Source organism: Lederbergia citri, from assembly GCF_018343625.1.
Lineage (GTDB): Bacteria > Bacillota > Bacilli > Bacillales > Bacillaceae_C > Lederbergia > Lederbergia citri.
Genome location: NZ_JAGYPG010000007.1, coordinates 33,031 through 49,580 on the forward strand (window position 1 = coordinate 33,031; position 16,550 = coordinate 49,580).

Annotated in this window: 17 protein-coding genes; 16 read left to right on the top strand and 1 reads right to left on the bottom strand. The window is 39.0% G+C overall.

The annotated features are described in order from the left end of the window. Position 1 precedes the first annotated feature (1 nt). Together KHA97_RS23480 and KHA97_RS23485 are read left to right on the top strand one after the other, a co-directional pair. Positions 2-931, top strand: a complete 930-nt coding sequence (locus KHA97_RS23480; protein ID WP_213127270.1) for a PLP-dependent cysteine synthase family protein — start codon at positions 2-4, stop codon at positions 929-931. After that, positions 928-2,097 (top strand): bifunctional cystathionine gamma-lyase/homocysteine desulfhydrase, encoded by a 1,170-nt coding sequence (locus tag KHA97_RS23485; RefSeq protein WP_213127230.1) that lies wholly within the window; start codon positions 928-930, stop codon positions 2,095-2,097. Before KHA97_RS23480 ends, KHA97_RS23485 begins: the two co-directional genes overlap by 4 nt. A gap of 15 nt (positions 2,098-2,112) precedes the next feature. Here KHA97_RS23485 and KHA97_RS23490 read toward each other — a convergent pair whose 3' ends face one another. After that, positions 2,113-2,391 carry an AbrB/MazE/SpoVT family DNA-binding domain-containing protein gene (locus tag KHA97_RS23490; RefSeq protein ID WP_213127231.1) on the bottom strand — a complete coding sequence of 93 codons (279 nt, stop codon included), beginning with the start codon at positions 2,389-2,391 and terminating at the stop codon, positions 2,113-2,115. Positions 2,392-2,975: 584 nt separating this feature from the next. Here KHA97_RS23490 and metG point away from each other — a divergent pair. The 14 genes from metG (at position 2,976) to KHA97_RS23560 (ending at position 16,435) form a co-directional block, all read left to right on the top strand. Next, a complete protein-coding gene (gene metG, locus KHA97_RS23495) occupies positions 2,976-4,937 on the top strand; it encodes a methionine--tRNA ligase (protein WP_213127232.1) in 1,962 nt (653 codons plus the stop codon). A 175-nt stretch (positions 4,938-5,112) separates the two neighbouring features. Further along, a complete protein-coding gene (locus KHA97_RS23500) occupies positions 5,113-5,880 on the top strand; it encodes a TatD family hydrolase (protein ID WP_213127233.1) in 768 nt (255 codons plus the stop codon). Between the two features lie 227 nt (positions 5,881-6,107). Further along, a complete protein-coding gene (locus KHA97_RS23505; protein WP_213127234.1) occupies positions 6,108-7,328 on the top strand; it encodes a G5 and 3D domain-containing protein in 1,221 nt (406 codons plus the stop codon). Between the two features lie 200 nt (positions 7,329-7,528). Further along, entirely contained in the window at positions 7,529-8,083 is a 555-nt protein-coding gene (rnmV, locus tag KHA97_RS23510; RefSeq protein WP_213127235.1) for a ribonuclease M5, read from the top strand. Then, positions 8,083-8,967: a 16S rRNA (adenine(1518)-N(6)/adenine(1519)-N(6))-dimethyltransferase RsmA gene (gene rsmA, locus KHA97_RS23515; protein WP_325167537.1), complete on the top strand. Its 885-nt coding sequence runs from the start codon at positions 8,083-8,085 to the stop codon at positions 8,965-8,967. The genes rnmV and rsmA overlap by 1 nt, the downstream gene beginning before the upstream one ends. A 176-nt stretch (positions 8,968-9,143) precedes the next feature. Continuing rightward, complete coding sequence (gene yabG / locus KHA97_RS23520) at positions 9,144-10,004, top strand: sporulation peptidase YabG (protein WP_213127271.1); 861 nt, start codon at positions 9,144-9,146, stop codon at positions 10,002-10,004. A 218-nt stretch (positions 10,005-10,222) separates the two neighbouring features. After that, a complete protein-coding gene (gene veg / locus KHA97_RS23525; protein WP_213111945.1) occupies positions 10,223-10,492 on the top strand; it encodes a biofilm formation stimulator Veg in 270 nt (89 codons plus the stop codon). A gap of 122 nt (positions 10,493-10,614) precedes the next feature. After that, positions 10,615-10,791 carry a small, acid-soluble spore protein, alpha/beta type gene (locus KHA97_RS23530; RefSeq protein WP_213127237.1) on the top strand — a complete coding sequence of 59 codons (177 nt, stop codon included), beginning with the start codon at positions 10,615-10,617 and terminating at the stop codon, positions 10,789-10,791. 154 nt (positions 10,792-10,945) lie between these two features. Then, complete coding sequence (gene ispE, locus KHA97_RS23535; RefSeq protein WP_213127272.1) at positions 10,946-11,800, top strand: 4-(cytidine 5'-diphospho)-2-C-methyl-D-erythritol kinase; 855 nt, start codon at positions 10,946-10,948, stop codon at positions 11,798-11,800. Between the two features lie 141 nt (positions 11,801-11,941). After that, positions 11,942-12,775 carry a pur operon repressor gene (gene purR / locus KHA97_RS23540; protein ID WP_213127238.1) on the top strand — a complete coding sequence of 278 codons (834 nt, stop codon included), beginning with the start codon at positions 11,942-11,944 and terminating at the stop codon, positions 12,773-12,775. Positions 12,776-12,806: 31 nt separating this feature from the next. Then, positions 12,807-13,181, top strand: coding sequence for a RidA family protein (locus KHA97_RS23545; RefSeq protein WP_213127239.1), 375 nt, complete (start codon positions 12,807-12,809; stop codon positions 13,179-13,181). A gap of 175 nt (positions 13,182-13,356) precedes the next feature. After that, a complete protein-coding gene (gene spoVG / locus KHA97_RS23550) occupies positions 13,357-13,650 on the top strand; it encodes a septation regulator SpoVG (RefSeq protein WP_213100123.1) in 294 nt (97 codons plus the stop codon). A gap of 437 nt (positions 13,651-14,087) precedes the next feature. Then, positions 14,088-15,461 (top strand): bifunctional UDP-N-acetylglucosamine diphosphorylase/glucosamine-1-phosphate N-acetyltransferase GlmU, encoded by a 1,374-nt coding sequence (gene glmU / locus KHA97_RS23555; RefSeq protein ID WP_213127240.1) that lies wholly within the window; start codon positions 14,088-14,090, stop codon positions 15,459-15,461. Positions 15,462-15,475: 14 nt separating this feature from the next. Beyond that, positions 15,476-16,435, top strand: a complete 960-nt coding sequence (locus tag KHA97_RS23560; protein ID WP_213127241.1) for a ribose-phosphate diphosphokinase — start codon at positions 15,476-15,478, stop codon at positions 16,433-16,435. Positions 16,436-16,550: the final 115 nt, after the last annotated feature.

A 16,550-nucleotide genomic window follows, 5' to 3' on the forward strand; every position in this document is an offset into this window, starting at 1 on the left:
CATGAAATATGCAAGGAGTATTCATGAATTAGTAGGGAATACGCCGTTATTAGAATTAACGTCCTTTCCACTTCCTGAAGGAGTGAAGCTATTTGCAAAGTTGGAATATTTCAATCCTGGGGGAAGTGTAAAGGATCGACTTGGACATTTTTTGCTTGAGCGAGCGATTCAAGAGGGGCATCTACAAAAAGGCGGCACCATTATCGAACCAACTGCAGGGAATACCGGTATTGGTCTTGCACTCGCAGCAATTAAATTTGGTGTAAAAGCAATTTTTGTTACACCAAAGAAATTTAGCCAGGAAAAGCAAACATTAATGCGGGCACTCGGAGCAGAAGTGATCAATACGCCGACTGAACTTGGAATGGAAGGTGCGATTCAAAAAGCGAAGGAGCTTTTAGCAGAGATTCCAGACGCTTTTTATCCAGGGCAATTTCAGAACCCCAATAATCCTGCTGCGTATTATGAAACGATGGGTCCTGAATTGTATGAAGCTTTGGATGGGAAAATTGATATATTTGTTGCTGGAGCGGGATCTGGAGGAACATTTATGGGAACCGCTTCCTATTTGAAAGAGCGGAATAGCAAAGTAAAATGTGTAATCGTTGAACCCGAAGGATCGATTTTAAATGGAGGGGAGCCCGGTTCTCATCGTACAGAAGGAATCGGGATGGAATTTATTCCGCCTTTTATGGACAAATCCTTCTTCGATGAAATCTATACAATATCCGACAGGGAAGCCTTCGATACTCTTAAAGAGGCAGCAAAATTGGAAGGATTATTAGTAGGAAGCTCATCAGGCGCGGCTCTAGCAGCCTCATTAAAAGAAGCAAGAAAAGCAAGAGCGGGTACGAATATCGTAACGATTTTTCCTGATAGTAGTGAGCGGTATATAAGCAGTCATATTTATGATGGAGGTGAGGATCGTTGAAAAAGAAAACAAAACTGATCCACGGAGGCGTTGGCAGGGATCCATATACGGGAGCTGTTTCTATTCCTATCTATCAAGCTAGCACATTCAAGCAAGATGGAGTCGGCAATTTTAAATATGAATATGCGAGAACTGGAAATCCGACAAGGGAAGCGTTGGAAAAGTTAATTGCCGATATTGAAGAGGGAACGAGAGGATTTGCGTTTGGCTCAGGTATGGCAGCCATTACAGCTGTTGTCCAGCTATTCTCTGCAGGTGACCATCTCGTTATTACGGATGATGTGTATGGTGGAACATTTAGAGTCATGACGAAAGTATTCAACCGTTTCGGAATTGACGTATCATTTGTGGATACGACTGATTTAGAGGAAATCGAAAAAAGCATTTTACCAAATACAAAAGCAATTTATATTGAAACACCGACAAATCCTTTATTAAAAATAACAGATTTGCAAGCAGTCAGTGCAATTGCTAAAGAACGAGAACTATTACTCATTGTCGACAATACGTTTAGTACTCCTTATTGGCAAACTCCGATATCGTTAGGTGCTGATATTGTGCTTCATAGTGCAACCAAATATCTTGGAGGACATAGTGATGTAGTGGCAGGGCTTGTCGTTGTCGCAAACGAAAAATTGGGAGAAGAACTACACTTTATTCAAAATTCGACAGGCGGTGTGCTTGGACCACAAGATAGCTGGCTTTTAATGCGAGGAATCAAAACGCTAGGAGTAAGGATGGAAGAAATCGAAGCAAATACAAACGCGATAGCATCCTTTCTAGCAGAACATCCTTCAGTCGGGAAAGTATATTATCCCGGTTTTGAACAGCATCCTGGCCATGATATTCATAAAAAACAAGCTGGTGGATTTGGTGGAATGATTTCTTTTACAGTAGAAAGTGAAGAAACAGCTTTGGATGTATTGAATAAGGTCCAGTATTTTACCCTTGCTGAAAGCTTAGGGGCAGTGGAAAGTTTAATTTCGATTCCTGCACTAATGACACATGCTTCCATCCCTCGCGAAAGAAGATTAGAGCTTGGAATCGAGGATGGACTAATACGAATTTCGGTTGGTCTTGAGGATGTCGAGGACTTATTGGACGATCTTAGAAAAGCGTTAGAACAACATACTATGAATATATTAAAAAAGCCAGCTCACATATAGAGCTGGCTTTACTGTTTATTTTTTAAAGGCATTTCCGATTTCTTTAATTAGCTCATCGGCACCTTCGCGGCTAAGTACTAGTTTTCCGCCTGCTAATACGACATTATCTTCTGAAACATTACCTGTAATATGGCATGTCATGCTAGGTTTGTATTTTTTCAAGATGATTTTATCGTCATCGACATAAATTTCTAACGCATCTTTTTCGCCAATTCCTAAAGTACGTCGAAGTTCGATAGGAATTACTACACGGCCAAGTTCATCAACTTTACGGACAATACCAGTGGACTTCATAATCTTTTGTTCCTCCCCATAATTAAATCGATGTCTATTTTAATATTTATCGTCATTTTTCGACAAAGTTCTTCTTTCTTTATCATAGCAGTTCTTCCATTTAAAGTCAATCAGAAAGCTAGAGGTGACATGCTTTTTGATAGGTTTGCGCTATACAAGTAAGTGTCTTTCCATAATTGTATAATGTAAACAATGATAACTTCTTAGTCAAATAAAAAAACTGACATGCTTAAGTTGCGTAAATACTAATTTTCACGTATATTTTGATGATATAAGAGGTAATCATGCGTATATAGGAAGAAAAGCGGAAGGCGCCTGGATAAAGAAGGAAGGCTAAGGTAGCAACGTCCTGTTGCAACGCCTACCTGACCTGCATCCAGCGGGCCTCCGACAAGCAAATGTTCTGTGGAAAAAAAGTCGCTCTTTGACTTTATTGACTCAGGTTATTTGACCTCGAGGGGCTGGCGCCTGGAACTGGACAAGCGCCTGTTCATCGACTTACAGGCCCATAAGATGTCGTCACCAGGGCGTAACACCTGGACCTAGACATCCAAAATCAAGAAAAATGATGGAGGGGAACTTTAATGAAGGAAAAATTAAAAACATTTTATATAACAACCCCGATCTATTATCCGAGCGGAAATTTACATATAGGTCACGCCTACACAACCGTAGCAGGAGATGCAATGGCTCGTTATAAGAGAATGCGTGGATACGATGTCATGTATTTGACTGGAACAGATGAACATGGGCAAAAAATCCAACAAAAGGCGGAAGAGAGTGGTTTAACTCCGCAAGCTTACGTGGATGAAATTGTCAGCGGCATACAGGACTTGTGGAAAAAACTCGATATTTCATATGATGACTTTATTCGGACAACTGAACCTCGACATAAACAAGTGGTAGAGAAAATTTTCAAACGACTTCTCGACCAAGGGGATATTTATTTAGATGTTTATGAAGGTTGGTATTGTACGCCATGTGAATCTTTCTTCACTGAGCGTCAACTCGAAAATGGAAATTGTCCTGATTGCGGCCGCCCAGTAGAAAAGGTGAAGGAAGAATCATATTTCTTCAAAATGAGTAAATATGTCGATCGTCTTTTGAAATATTATGAGGAAAACCCTCAATTTATCCAGCCGGAGTCTCGTAAAAATGAAATGATCAATAATTTTATTAAGCCGGGATTGGAAGACTTGGCTGTGTCTAGGACTACATTTGATTGGGGCATTAAGGTTCCAGGGAATCCAAAGCATGTCATTTATGTTTGGATTGATGCACTGACAAACTATATTACAGCGCTTGGCTATGGAACAGAAGATGATTCTAAGTATGTAAAATATTGGCCAGCTGACGTCCATCTTGTCGGAAAGGAAATTGTTCGTTTCCATACGATTTATTGGCCAATTATGTTGATGGCATTAGATTTGCCATTGCCTAAAAAAGTATTTGCTCATGGCTGGCTCCTCATGAAAGATGGAAAAATGTCTAAATCAAAAGGAAATGTAGTTGATCCTGTTACACTCATTGATCGTTATGGACTTGATGCTCTCCGTTACTATTTATTGCGTGAGGTTCCATTTGGAGCAGATGGAGTGTTTACGCCGGAAGGCTTTGTCGAAAGAATCAATTTTGATTTGGCGAATGATTTAGGAAATCTATTAAATCGAACTGTCGCGATGATCAATAAATATTTTGATGGAAACATTCCAACTTACGAAGGCTCTATCACTCCATTTGATGATGATTTACAAAAAGTAAATAAAGAAACGATTACACAATATGAAGAAGCAATGGAGAATATGGAGTATTCCGTCGCTCTTACCGCTGTTTGGCAGTTAATTAGCAGGACGAATAAATATATCGATGAAACTCAGCCATGGGTTTTAGCGAAAGATGAAGGAAAGCGCAAAGAATTGGGCAGTGTCATGGTTCATCTTGCAGAATCTTTAAGAAGAGTATCGATTTTATTAAAACCATTTTTAACTGAAACTCCGAATAAAATCCTTCTTCAATTAAATATTACAAATGAACAATTTTCTTCTTGGGAAAGTTTGGAGACATTTGGCTCCATTCCTGAAGGCACTTCCGTCGTTGAAAAAGGTGAGCCGATTTTCCCGCGTCTAGATATGGAGGAAGAAATAAACTATATCAAAAATCAAATGCAAGGCGGATCAGCACCTGCCGAAGAACAAAAAACAGAGGAAGAAGAGGAGCACCTTCCAGAAATTACAATCGATGATTTTATGAAAGTAGAATTGCGTGTCGCGGAAGTCATACATTGTGAGCCTGTTAAAAAGGCCGATAAACTTCTGAAGCTCCAACTTGATCTTGGATTTGAAAAGCGCCAAGTCATTTCAGGCATCGCGGAATTTTACAAACCTGAAGAGCTGATCGGGAAAAAAGTAATCGTAGTCGCAAATTTAAAACCTGTGAAGCTTCGTGGAGAATTATCCCAAGGGATGATTCTTGCAGGAGAGAAAAATGGGGTACTTTCAGTAGCGAGTGTTGATCAAAATCTAGAAAACGGTGCAATTGTAAAGTAAATTTAATATTTCTGTTTATTCATAACATTTAACAAATGTTGATAACATAGAGAGATTACGACATAAAATGGTTTTTTGCTCGCTCTCTATGTTATTTCGTTTTGTAATGGAAATGTTAGTTGCTTGTGATAAAAGTTACGAAATAAAAGAGTATACTCATTAAAGGAGTCTAATTATGCTATTTGATACACACGTACACCTAAATGATGACCAATATGCTGAAGACATGGATGAAGTCATAGCCCGCGCGAAAAACGCAGGTGTTGAATATATGGTTGTAGTGGGGTTTGACCGAAAAACAATCGAAAAAGCATTGGAAATCATTAGTGAGCACGATTTAATTTATGCTAGTGTTGGATGGCATCCCGTTGATGCAATAGATATGACAGAAGACGATCTACAATGGCTTGAAGAGGTTGCGGCACATCCTAAAGTGGTGGCCTTAGGCGAAATGGGGCTAGATTATCATTGGGATAAATCGCCAAAGGAAATCCAGAAGGAAGTATTCCGTAAACAAATCAGGCTAGCTAAAAGAATAAACATGCCAATTATTATACATAACCGAGATGCGACGCAAGACATCATCCAAATTTTGCGGGAAGAACATGCTGAAGAAGTTGGTGGCATAATGCATTGTTTCAGCGGAAGTGCTGAGGTGGCGAAACAATGCTTGGATTTAAACTTTTATATTTCTCTCGGTGGTCCCGTAACATTTAAAAATGCGAAAAAGCCGAAAGAGGTAGCAATCCAAGTCCCACTTGACCGTCTTTTGATCGAGACGGATTGCCCGTATTTAGCTCCGCATCCATACAGAGGCAAGAGAAACGAGCCTAGTTATGTAAGGCTTGTTGCAGAGCAAATTGCTGATTTAAAAGGCATAAGTTTGGAAGAAGTAGCACAGATCACAACAGCAAATGCAAAAAAAGTGTTCGGCATCGATTGACAAAATCTAGTAATGGAAAATGCTAGATGATTTCAAGTCTTTTAATAGAGATTCCAGTAAATTCTACAAAACTTTACTTCTTCCAAGTCAGGGGTTGTCGATAACTCTCTCTTTTCTTTTCACTACTACCTGTGCATAATAGAGCTTACCTTGTGAAAAGTAGTTAGAGTTGACAATTTGCAAACGATGTTTGTATAATCTCTCGGAGAAGAAGGAGGCGTGTTTGTATGAACACAAAACCCGCAATATACTCTTATTTTTCTTCATTAACTCGAAAGAAGTTAGGTCTTTTCATTGCTAGTTTTCTAGTTTTTATAGCTACTTTGACAATACTTGTTTATGAAGGGACGAAGAAAACGGTCGCTCTTTCGGTTGATGGGGAAAAAATGATAGTAAAAACCCACGCAGAAACAATCGGGGATATGCTGAAAGATCTGAATGTCGTGGTAGACGAAGATGATTTCATTTCACATTCTCTAAATACCGCAGTAAAAAATAAGCTGAATGTAGTGTGGGAACCGGCCAAAAAAGTTACGATACAGGACGGCGATCATGAAGAGGATGTATATACTACAGCTAAGACAGTAAAAGAATTTATGGAAAGTCAGAGATTAAATATAGACGATCACGATAAACTCAATTATTCGCTAGAAGATCCAATATATGAAAATTTGAAACTAGTAATTGATCGAGCTTTTCCTCTTGTGTTAGTAAATGGAAAACAAAAGGAAAAAGTATGGAGCACTTCGACTACGGTCGCTGACTTTTTAGAGCAACAAGGAATTACACTTGGTAAAATGGACCGTGTGGAGCCAGATTTAGACAAAAACGTGGAACCAAACGGTGAAATAAAAATTGTCCGAGTTGAAAAGGTCACCGATGTAGTGGAAGAACCAATTGATTACACAATAGTTACGAGAAAAGACGCCAATTTGGCTAAAGGAACTGAGAAATTAGTACAACAAGGCAAAGAAGGCTTGTTGAAAAAAGAGTACGAAGTGACAAAGGAAAATGGCAAAGAGGTTACACGAAAATTAATCGCGGAAACGAAAGTAAGAGAAAGTGAAAGTAAAATTGTTGCTGTTGGCACGAAGGAATTGGTTGCACAAGTGTCTCGTGGCAAAACCGTTGCTGCCAGTTCAGCAGCTCCAAGCGGCGGCAAGGAAATGTATATGAATGCTACAGCGTATACCGCGTATTGCAATGGTTGTTCAGGTGTTACAGCCACTGGCATTAACTTACGCGCAAACCCTAATCTTAAGGTTATTGCCGTTGATCCAAGGGTCATCCCGCTCGGTACTAAAGTTTGGGTGGAAGGATATGGATATGCCGTTGCGGGAGATACGGGCGGCGCTATAAAAGGCAATCGCATCGATATCTTTGTTGCCTCAAAAGAAGAGGCCTACCGTTTTGGCAGAAAACAAGTTAAAATTCGTATTTTAAATTAATGATAATTTATGCAGGGGAAAGTATCCTCTGCTTTTTTCTTTTTGGGGATTAACGTTTATAATAATTAAAAAAGAGTCGATCATCTCCTGAACCGCTTGTTATGATACAAAAGATAATCGACAAAGAAGATAGGGGAAAACTATCTTACTGTATTAGACGTTTTAGTTACAAAAATGTTTCAACTTTTTTTGGAGGAAAAATGAAAATAAAAGAAATTATCGTGGTTGAAGGAAAAGATGATACGCAAGCGATAAAAAAATCGGTGGATGCTGACACCATTGAAACGAATGGCTCGGCCATTTCGATGGAAACGATTGAAAAAATAAAGCTTGCTCAACAAGTTAGGGGAGTCATTATTTTTACAGACCCCGATTATCCGGGTGAAAAAATCCGCAAAACGATTCAACAGCACGTTCCTGGTTGTAAGCATGCTTTTATAGATAAAAAATTTGCGAAACGTAAATCTGGTCGGGGCCTGGGAGTGGAGCATGCTTCAAGGGAAGTCATTCGCGAAGCTTTGAAGGAAGCCCAAATCATGACTGAAACTACCCAAGAACTAATATCTAAAGAGGATTTAATTGATGCTGGCCTAATTGGAGGACCCCAAGCAAAGGAACGAAGGGAAAGACTTGGGGAACTGCTTAAAATTGGCTATACGAATGGTAAGCAGCTCCATAAACGATTAATGATGTTTCAAATAACAAAGGGAGAATTTATTGAAGCATTAAAATGTGTTTTACAGGAGGAAAAGTAGTGCAAAAAGATATTGCCACCCCAATACGTACGAAAGAAATTTTAAATAAATATGGGTTTTCTTTTAAAAAAAGTCTGGGTCAAAACTTTTTGATTGATCCCAACATATTGCGAAACATCACCAAATTTGCTGGACTGACAAAGGAAACAGGAGCCATTGAAATTGGACCGGGAATTGGCGCATTGACCGAGCACTTAGCTAGAGAAAGTAAAAAGGTCATCGCATTTGAAATTGATGGACGATTGTTTCCAATTCTTGAGGATACTCTTTCTCCTTATGATAATGTTGAAATTCTCCATCAAGATATTTTGGAGGCTAATTTACAAGACATTATCCCAGAAAAGTTCTCAGGCATTCAAGATGTAATGGTCGTAGCCAACCTTCCTTATTATGTGACGACACCGATTATTTTAAAATTGCTTGAAAACAATCTTCCAATACGCGGGATGGTTGTAATGCTGCAAAAGGAAGTGGCAGATCGGATTGCCGCAAATCCTGGTACGAAGGATTATGGTTCATTGTCGATTGCCATTCAATATTATACAACAGCAGAAACGGTTATGATTGTACCCAAAACGGTTTTTATGCCACAGCCGAATGTTGATTCAGCAGTTATTCGATTAATTAAAAGAGAAAAGCCTGCAGTGGAGGTTTTGGATGAGCAATTTTTCTTCAATGTTATCCGAATGTCATTTTCTCAACGCAGAAAAACGATTTTGAATAATTTAACGACTGGACTTGAAAAAGGAAAGGAAAAAAAGGAAGAAATCCTGCATGCCTTACAATTAGCTGGCATTGAACCTTCTAGAAGAGGGGAGACTCTTTCAATCCAAGAATTTGGGTCGTTGAGTGATGCGTTACTGCCGAAATTTGGGATTAGCTAGAAAAGTTTTAGCCTCTATTGACTTATATTTTTTGAACTTAAGGTTTGCTGTCTAGCTCCAGGCGCCTTCCTCTTTTCTTAATAGTCACATGGAGCGAGTCGTCTGCATAGCCTAATCCATGAGGAACATAATTTATTTACTGTTCATTGGAGTTGACGACCGTGATTGAAATCAATATGATTGTCGGCCGCTTGTCCTATCAATGTGACCTTTTATTTAGGGTCATCGATATCATGGAGATTGACGGTCAAAGAATTGCGATATTATCCGGTGAGGATTACCGCCTGGCAGCAGACGCACCCATTGATGACTTAGTCCCTATAAGTGAGTCGGAACGTTTTAAAAGGACTTCAGAAGTACGTTCACTCGAAGAGCAATCATTCGAATTATTTAGGCAGGATATAGATCTCATCCGGCTTGAACAAGAGTATAAAGTGACATCAGGTTATAAACGGGATTTCAATTATTTTCAATTACCTGGTCGTGTTCTTCACCTTGATGGCGACCCAAATTATTTGCAAAAATGCCTAGACTTATATGAGAAGCTTGGTGTATCAGTAATCGGCATTCATTGTAATGAGAAAGAAATGCACCTCCGTGTTGGTCCGTTAATCGAACAATACCGTCCGGATATTCTTGTGATTACTGGTCACGACTCCTATTCAAAATCGAAAGGGAAAAAAATTGATCTTAATGCATATCGGCATTCAAAGTACTTCGTAGAAACCGTTAAAGAGGCGCGGAAGAAAGTCCCGAACTTGGATCAGCTCGTCATTTTTGCGGGCGCCTGTCAATCACATTTCGAATCACTTATTTTTGCTGGAGCCAATTTCGCTAGCTCTCCCCTTCGTGTGAATATTCATGCCCTTGACCCTGTTTATATCGTTGCTAAAATTGGTTTCACACCATTTATGGAGAGAATCAATGTGTGGGATGTATTGCGAAATACTCTTACCGGGGAGAAGGGGCTAGGAGGAGTAGAAACAAAAGGAGTATTGCGAACGGGCATGCCTTTTAAACCACCAATTGATGACTGAAGCATTGGAATAATCATATCCAGTGCTTTTTCCATGAGAACATTTTAAAGCTGTACATAATTATTATAAAATGGCACATAATAAAAATTGTTGGAAAAGAGAACAAATTGTAGATAAAAAAACGTTGACAATTAGCAGGTATCATTGATAAAATTAATAATTTATTTGACTTTAGTTGTTCGCCGTGTTATAATTATTTACAGTGAGGTGGAGCGAAAATGCCAAAAACATTAGCAAGCATTAAAAAATCCCTTGATTCAAACTTGGGTAAAAGATTAATGTTGAAAGCCAATGGAGGACGCAGGAAAACCATTGAACGTTCTGGGGTTTTGGCAGAAACTTATCCATCGGTTTTTGTCATCGAATTAGACCAAGAGGAAAATTCTTTTGAGCGAGTTTCCTACAGCTATGCAGATGTACTTACTGAAACGGTTGAACTTACATTTTTTGAAGATACAGCAGGAAATCTAGCGCTGGGACAGCAGTAAACATAATTTTGTTTACTGCTGTTTTTTCGTTCCTGGGATTAATTACGTTTATAATCTTAAGTAAATCTATAATTACCTCCTTTTTGCCCACACTATAAAAGCGGGTATAAGGAGGAATTTTTTTGGGGCGAAGAAGAGGAATCATGTCAGATCAAATGAAAGTGGAACTGGCAAAAGAGCTAGGATTTTATGATGTTGTTCAGGATGAAGGATGGGGCGGAATTAAAGCCCGTGATGCAGGTAATATGGTTAAACGCGCAATTGAAATAGCCGAGCAACAGCTTGCCAATAAACAATGACATTGAAATGTCCAACTGCCTAAAGATATTCACTACCCGCAGCCGAAGCACTTGCTTCGGCTTTTTTTTGTTACACAGAAGAAATTTATGTGTTTATGTCATTTCATGTTAAAATGAGAAAAGTTAAATGACGGAGAGACAAGCAGGTGATAACATGAGGCTTTTAATGAAAGCTCCAGCTAAAATTAATTTGACGTTGGATGTTCTTGGCAAGCGCGCGGATGGCTATCATGAAGTGGAAATGGTCATGACGACAATTGATTTAGCAGACAGGATTGAACTAGAGAAACGGGAAGATGGCCAAATCATCATTATATCGCACAGCCGCTTTGTCCCGGATGATCAGCGTAATCTTGCCTTTCAAGCCGCGAAGCTTCTGAAAGAAAAATTTAATATCAAACAAGGCGTAACGATAGCGATTGACAAAACGATTCCCGTTGCTGCAGGCCTTGCAGGAGGAAGCAGTGATGCAGCCGCTACTTTAAGAGGTCTCAATATATTATGGGAGCTTCATTTATCTATGGATCAACTGGCGGAAATTGGTTCGGAAATTGGCTCGGACGTTTCCTTTTGTGTCTATGGAGGAACAGGTTTGGCACGTGGTAGAGGGGAGAAAATTACGAAACTTTCTGCCCCGCCAAATTGCTGGGTTATTTTGGCCAAGCCTTCAATCGGTGTATCGACAGCTGATATTTATCGTAATGTCAATTTAGAGAAGATTCATCATCCCAATACTGAAGCAATGGTGAATGCTATTCAAAATCATCAATACGATGAAGTATGCCGCCATTTAGGCAATTCCTTAGAAAAAGTTACGCTAGAAATGTATCCCGAGGTTCTTCACATTAAGGAACAAATGCAGAAGTTTGGCGCCGATGCTGTATTAATGAGCGGAAGTGGCCCTACTGTTTTTGGACTTGTCCAGCATGATTCACGCCTACAGAGAATATACAACGGACTTCGAGGATTTTGTCATCAAGTGTTCGCGGTAAGAATGTTAGGCGAGTGAGACAAATATTGATAAGAGCTGTATTTCACGCACATGGTTTACATTAACAGTGAAATTCTTCCATAACCTTGCTAATATACGTACAATCATGTATATTTACAATAATAATATTCGCATTTAGGGGTAATAGGAGGAAAAAGGATGAAATTTCGCCGCAGCGAGCGTCTTGTAGATATGACTCATTATTTAATGAATCATCCACGGGAGCTTGTTTCGTTGACTTATTTTTCACAGTGTTATCATTCAGCTAAATCATCCATCAGTGAGGATTTAGTGATTATAAAAGATACATTTGAAAATCAAGGGATTGGAACGCTACAGACTCTTCCAGGTGCAGCAGGTGGGGTAAAATATATTCCGAGGGTTAAAAAAGAGCATGCAGAGGAATTTATTAACCGATTATGCAAATTAATCGCTGATCCTGAGCGATTACTTCCTGGTGGTTACTTATTTATGACCGACATGTTAGGTGACCCGCAAATTTTGAATGAAGTAGGCAAACATCTTGCTTCCGCTGTTTCTGACCGAGAAATTGATGTCGTCATGACGGTAGCCACAAAAGGGATTCCGATTGCACAAACCGTCGCCCATCATTTAAATGTTCCATTTATCGTGGTACGGCGTGATAATATTGCAATGGAAGGCTCAACCGTAAGCATCAGTTATGTATCTGGTTCATCCAAACGCTTGCAAATGATGTCTCTTTCTAAAAGAAGTTTAAAAGAGAATGCAAAAGTATTGATCGTGGATGACTTTATGAAAGCAGGTGGAACTATAAATGGGATGGTGAACCTTCTGGCTGAATTTAATGCAACCGTTGCTGGCACTGCGGTATTAGTGGAGTCTGAATTTGACGAAGAACGTTTAGTAGACGATTATATATCACTTATTAAGCTAACCGACGTGAATGTAAGAGAAAGACATATTAACGTATCCCCTGGAAATTATTTTTCAGATCGAAGTGATTTTTTGTAAGAAGATAAAATGAACATAAGGAGAGAATGAAATGCGAATCGTATCAACTGATAAAGCACCAGCTGCAATTGGACCTTATTCTCAAGGAATCATCGTCAATAATATGTTTTATAGTTCTGGTCAAATTCCTTTGACTCCAGAAGGTACAATCGTTTCAGGCGGAGTAGTTGAACAAACTCATCAAGTTTTTCAAAATCTTAAAGCTGTTTTGGAAGAGGCGGGAGCTTCTTTTGAGTCAGTTGTAAAAGCTACCGTTTTTATTAAAAATATGGATGACTTTGCAACCATTAATGAAGTGTATGGTGAATATTTCTCTGTGCATAAACCTGCCCGTTCATGCGTAGAGGTTGCACGCTTGCCGAAAGATGTATTACTGGAAATCGAAGTAATAGCACTTGTAAAATAACTCAATTCATATTTGGCCACTGAAGGCCAAATTGAGGCAAAATATTTAAGCGCTTACAGCTTTTTAACAACAAATTATAAATATTTAAAAAATTTAACATTTCAAGAAGGAATTTTCCAATTTATGTTGAATACATAATTATGGTTCTATCTAGGAGAAGAAGGTGGTGAGCACAATGGAAGTAACAGATGTGAGACTACGCCGCGTCAACACAGAGGGGAGAATGAGAGCGATAGCTTCAATCACTCTAGATAATGAATTTGTCGTCCACGATATTCGTGTAATAGACGGTAATAATGGTCTATTCGTGGCGATGCCAAGCAAACGCACTCCGGACGGAGAATTTCGCGATATTGCTCATCCAATAAACTCTAATACAAGGAGTAAAATCCAGGATGTCGTATTGGCAGAATACCATCGTTTAGGAGAAGTCGAAGAGCCGGAACTTGAAGAAGCCGGAGCTTCCTAAAATAAGATCAACGAGAGCCCTACTGCATAAGTAAGGCTCTTTTTGTTTGCGTTTTTTAACTCTAAAGATGCATTGTCCGGCAAACGCCTTCCGCTTTTCGATTGTCTAGTTTCAGCGCCTATCGACTAGAAAACTTCTTGTTCTTTTCCTTCGATAAGTCAAGGACCGGACCCTGAAGTTTCTATGTCGATGAACAGACACTTTCTCATTTCGATTGTCCAGCTATAGGCGCTAGCCCCTCGAGGTCAAATAACCTGAGGCAATAAAAGTCAAAGAGCGACTTTTTTGCCTCAGAACATTTGCTTGTCGGGTCTGATCAAGCGCCTTCCGCTTTTCTATATTATGAAGATTTTTCATACATTCTCTCGAATTCTTGAAAAAAAGCAGTAATTAAGATATATTCAATTATGGAAAAAAAGGTTATTGGGGGCCCGTTTATGACAAAAAGATTCGCTGTAATATTGGCTGCTGGCCAAGGAACACGAATGAAGTCAAAATTATATAAAGTACTTCATCCTGTCTGTGGAAAGCCAATGGTAGAGCACGTTTTGGACAATATTTCAAACGTGAACGCTGACAAAATCGTCACGGTTGTAGGCCATGGGGCGGAGCTTGTAAAAACTAGCTTGGAAGGAAAAAGTGATTTTGTTCTACAAGAGGAACAGCTTGGAACTGCCCATGCAGTCAAACAGGCGAAGGAAGTGCTAAGTAATCAGAACGGAACAACTCTTGTCATATGCGGTGACACACCTCTTATTACAGCTGAAACGATGGAAGCGCTGATTAAACTGCATGAATCACAAGAAGCAGCAGCAACAATCCTAACAGCTTTTACAGAAAAACCTGACGGCTATGGCAGGGTAATTCGCAATTCTAATGAAACTGTAGAAAGAATTGTTGAACATAAAGATGCAAATGAAGATGAACGAAAAGTGAAGGAAATCAATACAGGAACGTATTGTTTCGATAATCAAGCATTGTTTGAAGCACTTGAAGAAGTTTCAAACGACAATGTACAAGGAGAATATTACCTTCCTGATGTGATTGAAATATTAAAAGCAAAAGGAAAAATTGTCTCTGCCTTTCAAACATCTGACTTTGATGAAACAATGGGAATTAATGATCGTGTTGCGCTTGCTGAAGCGGAAAGGCTTATGAGAAACAGAATTAATACGATTCATATGCAAAATGGCGTTACGATCATCGATCCAACTAATACGTATATTGATTCAGATGTAAAAATTGGGAAGGATACCATAATACTTCCTGGTACCATCATTAAAGGACAAACGGTTATAGGCGAGGATTGTCAAATTGGTCCGAACAGTGAACTCGTTAATGCCCAAATTGCATCAGAAACCGTAATTAGACAATCTGTCGTTCATGATAGTTCGGTTGGATCGAAAGTCCAAATTGGACCTTTTGCACATATTCGACCAGAATCCAATATTCATGATGATGTAAAAGTTGGAAACTTTGTAGAAATTAAAAAAGCTGAAATCGGACAAGGAAGTAAAGCTTCCCATTTGAGTTATATTGGTGATGCTGAGGTTGGTTCCAATGTAAATCTTGGCTGCGGTTCGATTACGGTTAATTATAATGGTAAGAGCAAATTTTTAACGAAAATAGAAGATAATGTGTTTGTTGGCTGTAACTCTAATCTTGTTGCACCTGTAACAATTGGAGAGGGTGCTTATATCGCCGCAGGTTCAACCATAACAAAAGATGTACCGGGAGAATCTCTATCCATCGCGCGCGCAAGGCAGGTTAATAAAGAAAATTACGTCAAGAAACTAAATTTGAAAAACTAAAATGGAGGTTCATCATGTCAAATCAATATCTTGACCCTAGCTTGAAAATATTCTCGTTAAGTTCTAATCGTGCTTTGGCGCAAGAAATTGCTAAATTTATCGGTCTTGAACTTGGTAAATGTTCAGTCAATCGATTCAGCGATGGAGAAATTCAAATTAATATCGAGGAAAGTATACGTGGCTGCGATGTATATGTAGTTCAGTCAACAAGCGATCCTGTAAATGATCATTTGATGGAACTTCTCATCATGATTGATGCGTTAAAGCGTGCTTCAGCAAAAACGATCAATCTAGTTGTGCCTTATTATGGATACGCTCGTCAAGATCGCAAAGCAAGAGCACGTGAACCAATCACAGCGAAACTCGTTGCCAATCTTATTGAAACAGCTGGGGCTACACGGATGATCAATCTTGACCTCCACGCACCACAGATCCAAGGTTTTTTTGATATCCCTAACGACCATTTGATGGGTGTTCCTATTTTAGGTGAATATTTTAAATCAAAAAATTTATATAAAGACGATATCGTAATTGTTTCTCCTGATCATGGCGGTGTTACACGTGCTAGAAGACTAGCGGATCGTTTAAAAGCACCGATTGCTATAATTGATAAACGACGTCCTCGTCCGAATGTAGCGGAAGTAATGAATATTGTCGGTAATGTCGATGGGAAAATTGCGATTTTAATCGATGATATTATTGATACAGCAGGTACAATAACGCTAGCGGCAAATGCTCTTACTGAAAGTGGAGCTAAGGAAGTATATGCATGTTGTACACATCCAGTTTTATCAGGGCCTGCTATTGAAAGGATTCAAAACTCCAATATTAAGGAATTAGTGGTCACTAATTCAATCGTACTTCCAGAAGAAAAGAAAATCTCTAAAATTAAAGAACTCTCCGTAGCACCTTTATTAGGAGAAGCGATTATAAGAGTTCACGAAAATCAATCTGTAAGTACATTGTTTGATTAATACATGCAAAAAGACATCGGAATCTCCGGTGTCTTTTTGTATATTGCTGTGTTTTATCAATAAGTTTAGTTCTAGGGAGCCATCTGTTTAAGGATAAATAACTTATACATAAAGG

Coding starts and splice junctions, on each gene's coding strand:
- KHA97_RS23480 (WP_213127270.1), top strand. CDS start 2: ATGAAATATGCAAGGAGTATTCATGAATTAGTAGGGAATACGCCGTTA.
- KHA97_RS23490 (WP_213127231.1), bottom strand. CDS start 2,391: ATGAAGTCCACTGGTATTGTCCGTAAAGTTGATGAACTTGGCCGTGTA.
- metG (WP_213127232.1), top strand. CDS start 2,976: ATGAAGGAAAAATTAAAAACATTTTATATAACAACCCCGATCTATTAT.
- KHA97_RS23500 (WP_213127233.1), top strand. CDS start 5,113: ATGCTATTTGATACACACGTACACCTAAATGATGACCAATATGCTGAA.
- KHA97_RS23505 (WP_213127234.1), top strand. CDS start 6,108: ATGAACACAAAACCCGCAATATACTCTTATTTTTCTTCATTAACTCGA.
- rnmV (WP_213127235.1), top strand. CDS start 7,529: ATGAAAATAAAAGAAATTATCGTGGTTGAAGGAAAAGATGATACGCAA.
- yabG (WP_213127271.1), top strand. CDS start 9,144: ATGATTGTCGGCCGCTTGTCCTATCAATGTGACCTTTTATTTAGGGTC.
- veg (WP_213111945.1), top strand. CDS start 10,223: ATGCCAAAAACATTAGCAAGCATTAAAAAATCCCTTGATTCAAACTTG.
- ispE (WP_213127272.1), top strand. CDS start 10,946: ATGAGGCTTTTAATGAAAGCTCCAGCTAAAATTAATTTGACGTTGGAT.
- purR (WP_213127238.1), top strand. CDS start 11,942: ATGAAATTTCGCCGCAGCGAGCGTCTTGTAGATATGACTCATTATTTA.
- KHA97_RS23545 (WP_213127239.1), top strand. CDS start 12,807: ATGCGAATCGTATCAACTGATAAAGCACCAGCTGCAATTGGACCTTAT.
- spoVG (WP_213100123.1), top strand. CDS start 13,357: ATGGAAGTAACAGATGTGAGACTACGCCGCGTCAACACAGAGGGGAGA.
- glmU (WP_213127240.1), top strand. CDS start 14,088: ATGACAAAAAGATTCGCTGTAATATTGGCTGCTGGCCAAGGAACACGA.
- KHA97_RS23560 (WP_213127241.1), top strand. CDS start 15,476: ATGTCAAATCAATATCTTGACCCTAGCTTGAAAATATTCTCGTTAAGT.